Raw genomic sequence first — 9,173 nt, 5'->3', positions numbered from 1 at the left:
GTGTCTTATCGCGTAAAACTTGCTGAAGTTTCTCTTCCTGAATGGGGTTGAGTAAACGTTGTTCTAATGCGCGACGCCCACGTTTGCCCTGAAGCAAGGCTCCATCTCCGCTGTTTTCCCAGGCTCTTATCCAAATACAAATGCTGTTGTAGCTGATATCTAATGTTTCAGCGATGGTATTCCGCGAGATCCCTTGCTGATACATGCGTATCACCAATTGCCGATTATATTGCTGTATCTCTGGAGGAAGTTGTCGAGTATCTTTTTTCATCTTTCCATAATACAACAATTATTCGTATTTGAACACCGAATTAATATCAAAGAACTAAAAATACTCCAAGAAAAAACACTGTCAGAGCCGGGATGTGAAATATTCTTCATACAGCAATCTAATAAAACCCCCAACACATTTATTATGTGGGAAAAATTCATTAGCCAAGAGGCATTAAAACAACATTTTGAATATGATCATACTAAGAATTATTTGTCATTAGACTTAACCGAAGTGGTGCAAGTATTTACAGCAGACACAATTTGAAATCCATTGGGTAAAAATATTCTTTGTTGAAACCTTACTAAGGAGCTGTTTTTGGTCACTCGAATAAATTATGCCAACTTACCGCAAGTAAAAGGCCCTTACGTACATGCGACAAGACATCACAACCTATTATATATTTCAGATCTCACTGCACTAGGCACAGCATCACAAGATCACGATGTTGAATCACAAACTCTTGCGATCCTCCAGCAAATCACACCAATCTTTGAGCAAGAGAAATGCCAAAAATCCGATTTAATCAAACTCACTATGGTAGATTCCCGCCAATAATGCAACACAAGGCAGGTAGCGATAAATAATATTTCTATATGCGTGTAGCCTGCCGTATAACACAGCAGAGCTACATATTTTATATTCAGACGATCCCGCTTAAGTTCTCAGCCCTCTACCCGACTCGATCAAATACCACGCTAATAAGTAAAAACCGAGAATAAACATACCTAACATACCTAATGTCATTACCAGAGACACATCAGTAATACCGAGGAAACCATAGCGAAATCCACTGACCATATAAACAATTGGATTTAGCTTCGATACCATCTGCCAAAATTCAGGCAGTAAAGTCAGGGAATAAAATACACCGCCCAAATAGGTTAATGGCGTCAGAACAAAAGTCGGAATGATGCTGATATCATCAAAGGTTTTCGCAAAAATAGCATTCAACAAGCCAGCTAATGAAAATAAGATCGATGTTGCCAGTAAAGTTATTACGACCATTGCCCACGAGTGGAGCTGTAACGGCACAAAAAGCAAAGAAACCAGTGTAACTAAAATGCCTACACATACACCACGGGCCACTCCGCCGCCGACAAACCCGGCAATAATGACATGTGTTGGCACAGGCGCAACCAGCACTTCTTCAATACTACGCTGAAATTTAGCACCAAAAAAGGAAGAAGAGACGTTTGAGTATGAGTTAGTGATCACAGACATCATAATCAGACCGGGAACAATAAACTGCATATACGCTACGCCCCCCATTTCCCCAATACGGGAACCCACTAGATTGCCAAAAATGACAAAATAGAGAGACATAGTAATCACTGGTGGTAGCAAAGTCTGTACCCAAATACGACCAAAGCGAGTAACTTCTTTAATCCAAATAGTTTTCAATGCCACCCAGTATAATTGGATCATTGACGAGCTCCTTGGCTATTATTTGTCAACCCGATAAACAGCTCTTCCAGACGATTCGCTTTATTACGCATGCTGTTAATTTGGATGCCCTGCATACTCAATTGGGAAAAAATATCATTTAATCCCTGCCCACGTTTCACATCCACTTCTAATATGGTGGTATCCACCAAACGATAGCCATAACCCTGAAGGACTGGCATATTTCTTTTCGGTGCTAAATCGAATAAGAACGTTTCCAGTTCCAGTTGGCTGAGTAAATCCTTCATGCTGGTATTTTCTACCAACTCACCATTCTGAATAATGCCAATATTACGGCAGAGCATTTCAGCCTCTTCCAGATAGTGAGTTGTCAGGATGATAGTTGTTCCCTGTGCATTCAAAGTTTTCAAAAATTCCCACATAGAGCGACGTAGTTCAATATCCACGCCAGCAGTAGGCTCATCTAAAATTAATAAATTCGGCTCGTGTATCAAAGCACGGGCAATCATTAGACGGCGTTTCATACCTCCTGACAAACGGATTGCCCGTTCATTGCGCTTGCCCCATAGATCCAACTGTGACAGATAGGTTTCCGCCCTGCTTTGCGCCACATCGCGCGGTACACCGTAATATCCTGCCTGATTCAATACAATCTGAATCACTGTTTCAAATGGATTGAAATTAAATTCCTGCGGCACTAAACCCAACTGACGTTTGGCATTGACCAAATCCGTATCAATATCGTAACCAAATACGTTGACCTTACCGCTACTTTTATTAACCAAAGAGCTGATGATGCCGATAGTAGTCGATTTTCCTGCACCATTTGGCCCCAAAAGCGCGTAGAAATCGCCAGCTTCTACACGTAGATCAATCCCGCGCAATGCTTTCACTCCACCTTTATAGGTCTTCGTGAGCTGAGTTAACTCCAATGCATAAGCCATAAGTCAAAAACACCTTTATTCTTTGCTATTTTTGAATGCAAGATAGAGATTATGCCATTATTTTCCCTATACTTCTTTTCAATGATAGGGATCAAAGCAAAAACATTACTCAATTAAATATTAAATTCTCAATTAATGTTGTATATGATTCTATCTTAAAATGTTGCCAGGCTATTAGTCATGATGAGAAAAATTGAAGAGCTGTTCGCCAGAAACAAGCAGTGGTCTAAATCCGTAAATGAAGAAAATCCGCATTTCTTCAATGAATTATCAAAAGCACAAAAGCCCCACTTTCTATGGATAGGCTGTTCGGATAGCCGTGTACCTGCTGAAAAGCTTATCGATGCTGCACCGGGTGATCTTTTCGTTCACCGGAATGTTGCGAACCTTGTTATACACACCGATTTAAATTGTTTATCTGTTGTACAGTATGCTGTCGATGTTTTACAAGTTGAGCATATTATCATCTGTGGTCACTACGGATGCGGTGGTATTGAAGCGGCAGTAGACGGTACTGAATTAGGCTTAATCAATAACTGGCTACTCCACATCCGTGATTTGTGGTACAAACACAGCTCAATGCTTGGCGAGTTGCCGCCTAATGATCGACTGAATCGTTTATGTGAACTAAATGTTATTGAACAGGTTTATAACCTTGGTCATTCAACTATTATGCAGTCAGCGTGGAAACGTGGGCAAAAAGTGATGATCCACGGTTGGGTATACGGTTTGAAGGATGGTGAGCTATATGATCTGGATATTACCGCGGACAGCCGGGAAAAATTGGAACTAAACTACCGCCAGGCAATCTCCAAGCTGGCTAATAAAAAATAACAAATTTCTGTAAAAATAAATGGCAGCTAAAACTGCCACTTATTTACTGCACCAATGCTCTTGTGCATTAGCACAAGAATTTACTCTCCCAGCAGAGTAACATGGCCGATATAAGGCAGATGACGATAGCGCTGAGCATAGTCAATGCCATAACCAACCACGAATTTATCTTCAATCGAATAACCAATCCATTCAACTGGCACATCAACTTCACGACGGGATGGCTTGTTCAGTAACGTACAAATTGCCAACGAGTTTGGTTCACGCAAGGCCAGGATTTCACGAATTTTATTTAGTGTATTGCCTGAATCGATAATATCTTCAACGATCAACACATCTTTACCACGAATATCTTCATCCAGATCCTTCAGAATTTTCACATCGCGGGTAGAACTCATTCCATTACCATAGCTGGACGCTGTCATAAAATCCACTTCGTGAGGAACCTGTATTTCACGGCATAAATCTGCCATGAAAATAAACGATCCTCTTAACAAGCCAACCAATACTAGTTCACGATCGCTATTGCGGTAATGCTCTGTAATCTGTTGCCCCAATTCAGCAATGCGTTGCTTAACCTCCTGCTCGGAGATCATTACTTCTACAATATGTTTCAATTTTCACATACCCATTTGTTTTAAAACAATAAATTCACCTTTAATTATGTGATAAATCACCCATATTGATACACCGAGTGATATACGGTTAATCGCATAAAGACGGACACATAAGAAAACATGAGAACAAAATATTGGCGGAGTATACCAGAAGGTATCGATTGCGGTAAAAGAGGAAGCTGGGTTTAGATGAATGTCTATCGGCAAAGATCGTTGTCTGTGAGTAGGCCAGTATGCCAAATGTTACGACCTTGTGAAGAGGTTGCGACGTATTGCGTCGAAAGCTATTGATATGACGTCACGAATGTTTATGTCAGTGAAAAGATACCCCGTTACGGCTATCTTCCTGATGATTTTCAAATGGAACTGATTATTTTTATGATTTATCCCGAACCTTGCGTTCAATCAATCGACCATACGAATCAAAATAGCGACCAGGACAGATTTATGAGGGATGTATTTCGAATTACCGGGTCAAGATTCCGGTGAGGCCGAAACCTCCCCTGCCTGAATCACCATTGAAAGGCTGATAGCGGCACTGGTAGAAACATCCCTACCAATGATCTTGACTCAGGGATGCGAAGCCCTGACCATTGGATTTTGCCAATGGCGGGGCTACCTTAACTGATTGGTTTATCTGGTTCAATAAGCGAATCAGTATAAACGCTTAACTTTTTGTGTTATATGCATTAATAATGCAAGATGATCTTGCTACTCTGCGCTTAAGGCAAACACGATAAATCTTCCACATGTCAAAATATATAAAAAAGCAAATAGTCCAAATAAAAACGGGTTAATTACATAAATTAACCCGCCCGACATATTTATAACCTCATTAATTTAGTCTTTTACAGGTATCAAATCTGCATCCCAAGCCTCAAATTCATCCTTGTTTGAGGAATGATTACATGAGGAACACAAAGGAAGTATATATTCTCTATTACCATCCCCGCTTTTGATTACATGCCCTCCAACATCAGCAGAACCGCTGCATGTACGAGATTCACATTCTTCAGCCTTCTTGCCTTTTTTCTTCTCCCAGAAATCTAACCAGCTATTATAACCAGCAGGAGGATTTTTATTTGATGTCTCGTTTTTGTTTTTCACTTTAATATAACTCATTCCATTATCCTTTTATTTTTATGAAAATAATTAACATCGCTGAGCAGCGATAGATTATTAAATTCCACCCAGTGATAATTAGATATTTAAACTTATATTTTCTCAATGAAAAATAAGCGTTCTACATGATAACCATATAAAATAAAAAGTTAATACACATGCTAATATAAAAATAAAATTTATGACATTAGTCTCAATTCAAGAGGCAGGGAATTACCTCACCAAATAATTTATTTTTTGAATTTTTTATCCTCTTGACATTTTCAGTGTTTTCTAAATTACAAATAAAATGAGTTATAAAAGATTAAATTTACTTCTTAAATAAAAACCATTATGTAATAATAAAACTGCACAATATTTTATATATTCCTTCTCAATTTGTGGTTGTCCACGGTGTTTTACCCTGACACCAGATATTAAAGCGTTTGGTCAGCATTTCTGTCCATTGAGAGGAAATGCTCCGCGCTTTCTGTGTAGATAAAGAATGTGTTTCTCCAGTCAGAATATAATTGTGCAGTTCGTCATTGCTGAGTTTACTATTGGTCGGCTGGTTCTTCGCCTGATTACGTTCTTCATCAGACAGCGCTTCATAACAGGCAATTTCCGTATTCAGCATATCAGACTGATTGCGCAGTTCGTCGAATTGTTTGGCTTCGTCAGTGGCTAGTGAACGTTTTTCGTCTTCTGCTCTAGTAAGCAGTGAACGCATTTGATGGGTTAAATCGGCTTTTTGCTGGCGTAATTCATTCGAGTAGTTTTTTCATGGTGTTTTTAGTTAATTTATTTTTAACACCTTGAAAAATAATAAATTAACTTAATTATGATAATTAAGCATACAATAGAATGAACAGGATAACTTACAGCAGTGGTTATCTATGTTCAATTTTTTTAAAAAAAAGAATAGCGATTCAAAATTGAACCGCCATAGTGGTGCTAATGAAAGTATTGAAGTATTTTACTCCACCATTTTTTATGGTCTATTGATATCTCATAGGCATTGGAAAAATCATCAGAATTAACAACAATAAAACTATCATAAAAAGGGGTGGATTTATCATTATTTGGAAACATCGGATTACTACCTAAAACATCAAATTTACCAGCCATATAAAATGGAGAGCTTTGTCCGATATAATTATGATTAACATCATATAGAACAACAAAAACAGGGGGCCTTTCTACGGTCAGAAAATACATTCCAAATAAATTTATTGGCAATGGTTTATAATACTTAACAGTATACTCTCCATTTGTGTTTTCATACAATTTAAATTTATCCATAAGAAAAGTAGCGTGTGATAGAAAGAACCACCAAAAAAAAATAATCCCCAACATGAAAAACAATATTTTCTTCACTATATTATTTAAAATCATAGCTCTACTATCCTATGTGCAGGTAATGGGGACATCCACAATACATCAGAAAACACTATAAAATCTCCACCTGCATTACGCTTCTTTTGCCACATCTGGAAGTCATCATTATAGATGGGAACAGTTCCTGAATATTCACCAGCTAATTCTTTCCATGCGTTTTTTTCATAAAGCCCCATGTAAGCTATTGTTTTAGTTTTATTTAACACCCCATTTTTATGCCATACACCAAGAAATTCACCTTTTGTTATAAAATCATAACTATCTTTCAAATAAATACCAACAAGCTCTGTAATAAACACCTCTTTAGAGTTTCTTCTCTCAACATGCCCTCTTACTGCTAATTTTATCGTTGCCTTACCTATAGCCCCATAATAATCATCTATAGTATCGAGCATAGAACCTATCTTTCTGGAATTAACCTGAGCATATGTATCTAATTCAATGGCTGAATCAGTATATCCTATATGTTTATCTTTACTTTTAATTAACCTTTTTTTTAGCAATAATATTCCCTTAGGTGAAGCCCACATGCTATGTAGCTCTTCTACAAGCTCTCTTACTTGTGTATAATTAAGCGCCCAAGTCATTTTAACTATTGAGTCATTCACTTTTTCTTTTGGAATATTTACCGAGTCTCCAATTACTGCATAAAGTTCTTTTGTTGCTTCAGTAAAAGCAGACGCAGGTTTAGTATCAAACCAATGGCGCATTAATTTTGGTGCCATCTCCCAGCCCATTTTCTCCATTGCATCAGGGATTTGGTTTAAATAAAAAATATCCATTTCAATTTCTGTATTTTTTCCACCTTTAACGGTTTTAGTTTTAAAAATCGACATAATTAAATCCCTATTTTTGTCTGAAATAAATATTTAACTTCAAGGCTTTCTTCTTTTTTGGCATCAAACTGTTTTGTCATTCCAGATGTTTGACATATTCCCTCAATCAATCCTTTTTCCGTTTCCACACCATACGCAATATCTCGGCAGCCACTCCCTTGATGTTTCAGTATGAACTTATGGCTAAATAGAGCCGCAACAGCTTCTTCAACCAGCGGTTTAATATTCGAGAATCCAGACAAAAGCGGCCTGCTTTCTTCACGCCCGGATAATTGCGTGATGCTATAACCTGATGTACCAGCAATAAGATGCCTGCATGAAATAGATTTGTAATCTAGCTGTACCGTTTCATACGGTATTTGGTCATTACTATTTATTGAGTGGGGATAATAGCAGGTAAAATCAACAATGGTTGCGCCTGTTAGCTTGATTTCATAAAAGGCTTCTAATTGCCCCATTTGGCTGGTTCGATAACATAAAAAAACGGCCTCTAACAATTCGTTACCATCGATTGCCATTGCTAACAGCGGCGAGGATTTATCAATGGGTTTAGTAAAGCTGACAGGGTGATGATGCGCGTTCTGGTTGCGGCTCACTGAATGGCTGACACTCAATACCTGTATTTCATCTTCCCGGCCTGTCTGATAGCGGTTTCCGATGGATTCGGGGGTTGAACATCCCGCTGAAATTAATCCCTGTTTCTTGCCTTTTAGTGATAAGTAGATAACGTGTGACATCGTGTCTCCTGTAATCTGACTTCCGATAAATATCGAATGAATAAAACAGGATACAACAGGATTATTTATGGATTCCAGTATGCGTAAAAGTCCATCAATGAAATTGTGATTAACGTCTGTTATTAAATAAAATCAGATAATTACATCATTTAAATTTCAGGTAATACCAAAAAATAAAACGGATACACTGCATATGCTTTCTCTGACTTTTATTTACCTGCCAAAGGTAGTCCCCTGAAAATCTTTTTACTCCCTTCAACTGTGCACCCTATCCAAAAACTAGGTAATAATTATGGTTGTTGTTCATAGGGTGCACAGTTAAGCATAATTCCCCATCTTCATGCCTAACTCTTTCCCTAACGAAACCAAATAAGCACAGAAATTATACAGCGGATCGGAGTTATTTTTCACAAGAGTGCTTCGTTAGAATCACGTTGCGCCTGTAGCAGTTTTTAGCCTTATTCTGGTCGGCAAATTCGTTTAATAGATGGCGGATAATCACAGGCAATTCCCAGCTAATTTTTTCCGATGATTCCGGGGCTTTTTCTGACTCTTTGACCAGAATATTAAACGGGAATATCATCCACCGCATGAGACAGCTATTGATAGAAATGCGGAGCATGTTGCCGGATATTTTCCCCGACTGCCGATTCTGTGAATGCGATCCCGTTATAGTTCATGAGCCAATGCTCAGGGGCGTGGAGTGTCTTTTGCTTCTACAATATGTTTCATTATAAATATAACCAGTTGATTTTACTTTAAATAACCACAATAACCATCAATAATGAGCGTGATTATTTACACACCGATCAACCCCATAAGCTCATCGAGGACATAAAATAACGCGATGCTCGACTTTTATGGTGAGTTGAAATGACATAGCCGCTCCTTTATAACTTTAAGTCGTCAAAAATAGAGAAATAAAGGAACAAAAGGCTATGTCACAGCAAGATTTTATCATTTGGGTGTTTTGTTGGGTAGATGACAATTTAACGCAGTTACAGCAAGGTATGCGATTCAGAAGCCGG

At 38.2% G+C, this 9,173-nt stretch carries 10 protein-coding genes and 3 pseudogenes; 3 read left to right on the top strand and 10 right to left on the bottom strand.

Going from position 1 to position 9,173, the window contains the following annotated elements:
- On the bottom strand, nt 1-271 hold a 271-nt coding region (locus tag ABLA85_RS18710), incomplete at its 3' end, for a helix-turn-helix domain-containing protein (protein WP_367965812.1).
- Between ABLA85_RS18710 and ABLA85_RS18705 the strand changes: the two genes are divergently transcribed.
- Both ABLA85_RS18705 and ABLA85_RS18700 read left to right on the top strand, forming a co-directional pair.
- On the top strand, nt 194-538 hold the full coding sequence (locus tag ABLA85_RS18705) for a putative quinol monooxygenase (protein ID WP_367965811.1): 345 nt from the start codon (nt 194-196) through the stop codon (nt 536-538). The genes ABLA85_RS18710 and ABLA85_RS18705 overlap by 78 nt on opposite strands.
- Before the next feature lie 51 nt (nt 539-589).
- Entirely contained in the window at nt 590-829 is a 240-nt protein-coding gene (locus ABLA85_RS18700; protein ID WP_367965810.1) for a RidA family protein, read from the top strand.
- A gap of 99 nt (nt 830-928) precedes the next feature.
- Here ABLA85_RS18700 and ABLA85_RS18695 read toward each other — a convergent pair whose 3' ends face one another.
- Nucleotides 929-1,699, bottom strand: a complete 771-nt coding sequence (locus tag ABLA85_RS18695) for an ABC transporter permease (protein WP_367965809.1) — start codon at nt 1,697-1,699, stop codon at nt 929-931.
- Complete coding sequence (locus ABLA85_RS18690) at nt 1,696-2,622, bottom strand: ABC transporter ATP-binding protein (protein ID WP_367965808.1); 927 nt, start codon at nt 2,620-2,622, stop codon at nt 1,696-1,698. The genes ABLA85_RS18695 and ABLA85_RS18690 overlap by 4 nt, the downstream gene beginning before the upstream one ends.
- A 180-nt stretch (nt 2,623-2,802) precedes the next feature.
- Between ABLA85_RS18690 and can the strand changes: the two genes are divergently transcribed.
- Nucleotides 2,803-3,456 (top strand): carbonate dehydratase, encoded by a 654-nt coding sequence (gene can, locus ABLA85_RS18685; protein WP_047683804.1) that lies wholly within the window; start codon nt 2,803-2,805, stop codon nt 3,454-3,456.
- A gap of 80 nt (nt 3,457-3,536) precedes the next feature.
- Here the strand turns inward: can and hpt are convergent, their stop codons facing one another.
- The 7 genes and pseudogenes from hpt to ABLA85_RS18650 form a co-directional block, all read right to left on the bottom strand.
- A complete protein-coding gene (gene hpt, locus ABLA85_RS18680) occupies nt 3,537-4,073 on the bottom strand; it encodes a hypoxanthine phosphoribosyltransferase (RefSeq protein ID WP_367965807.1) in 537 nt (178 codons plus the stop codon).
- Nucleotides 4,074-4,913: 840 nt separating this feature from the next.
- Nucleotides 4,914-5,195 carry a hypothetical protein gene (locus tag ABLA85_RS18675; RefSeq protein ID WP_367965806.1) on the bottom strand — a complete coding sequence of 94 codons (282 nt, stop codon included), beginning with the start codon at nt 5,193-5,195 and terminating at the stop codon, nt 4,914-4,916.
- Between the two features lie 388 nt (nt 5,196-5,583).
- A pseudogene (locus ABLA85_RS18670) lies at nt 5,584-5,904 on the bottom strand (hypothetical protein); the annotation flags it as partial.
- Nucleotides 5,905-6,128: 224 nt separating this feature from the next.
- Nucleotides 6,129-6,569, bottom strand: coding sequence for a DUF6201 family protein (locus ABLA85_RS18665; RefSeq protein ID WP_367965805.1), 441 nt, complete (start codon nt 6,567-6,569; stop codon nt 6,129-6,131).
- Entirely contained in the window at nt 6,566-7,408 is an 843-nt protein-coding gene (locus tag ABLA85_RS18660; RefSeq protein ID WP_367965804.1) for a DUF6402 family protein, read from the bottom strand. Before ABLA85_RS18660 ends, ABLA85_RS18665 begins: the two co-directional genes overlap by 4 nt.
- Before the next feature lie 272 nt (nt 7,409-7,680).
- A pseudogene (locus ABLA85_RS18655) lies at nt 7,681-8,145 on the bottom strand (Hcp family type VI secretion system effector); the annotation flags it as partial.
- A gap of 330 nt (nt 8,146-8,475) precedes the next feature.
- Nucleotides 8,476-8,734: pseudogene (locus ABLA85_RS18650) on the bottom strand (DNA primase); the annotation flags it as partial.
- Nucleotides 8,735-9,173 lie beyond the last annotated feature (439 nt).

Source organism: Xenorhabdus sp. SGI246, assembly GCF_040838225.1.
GTDB classification, from domain to species: domain Bacteria; phylum Pseudomonadota; class Gammaproteobacteria; order Enterobacterales; family Enterobacteriaceae; genus Xenorhabdus; species Xenorhabdus indica.
This window is presented reverse-complemented; position numbering and strand designations above follow the sequence as displayed.

Bases quoted from the DNA above. Each gene is read 5' to 3' on its own strand.
- ABLA85_RS18695 (WP_367965809.1), bottom strand. From the start codon at position 1,699: ATGATCCAATTATACTGGGTGGCATTGAAAACTATTTGGATTAAAGAA.
- ABLA85_RS18675 (WP_367965806.1), bottom strand. From the start codon at position 5,195: ATGAGTTATATTAAAGTGAAAAACAAAAACGAGACATCAAATAAAAAT.
- ABLA85_RS18665 (WP_367965805.1), bottom strand. From the start codon at position 6,569: ATGATTTTAAATAATATAGTGAAGAAAATATTGTTTTTCATGTTGGGG.
- can (WP_047683804.1), top strand. From the start codon at position 2,803: ATGATGAGAAAAATTGAAGAGCTGTTCGCCAGAAACAAGCAGTGGTCT.
- ABLA85_RS18690 (WP_367965808.1), bottom strand. From the start codon at position 2,622: ATGGCTTATGCATTGGAGTTAACTCAGCTCACGAAGACCTATAAAGGT.
- ABLA85_RS18660 (WP_367965804.1), bottom strand. From the start codon at position 7,408: ATGTCGATTTTTAAAACTAAAACCGTTAAAGGTGGAAAAAATACAGAA.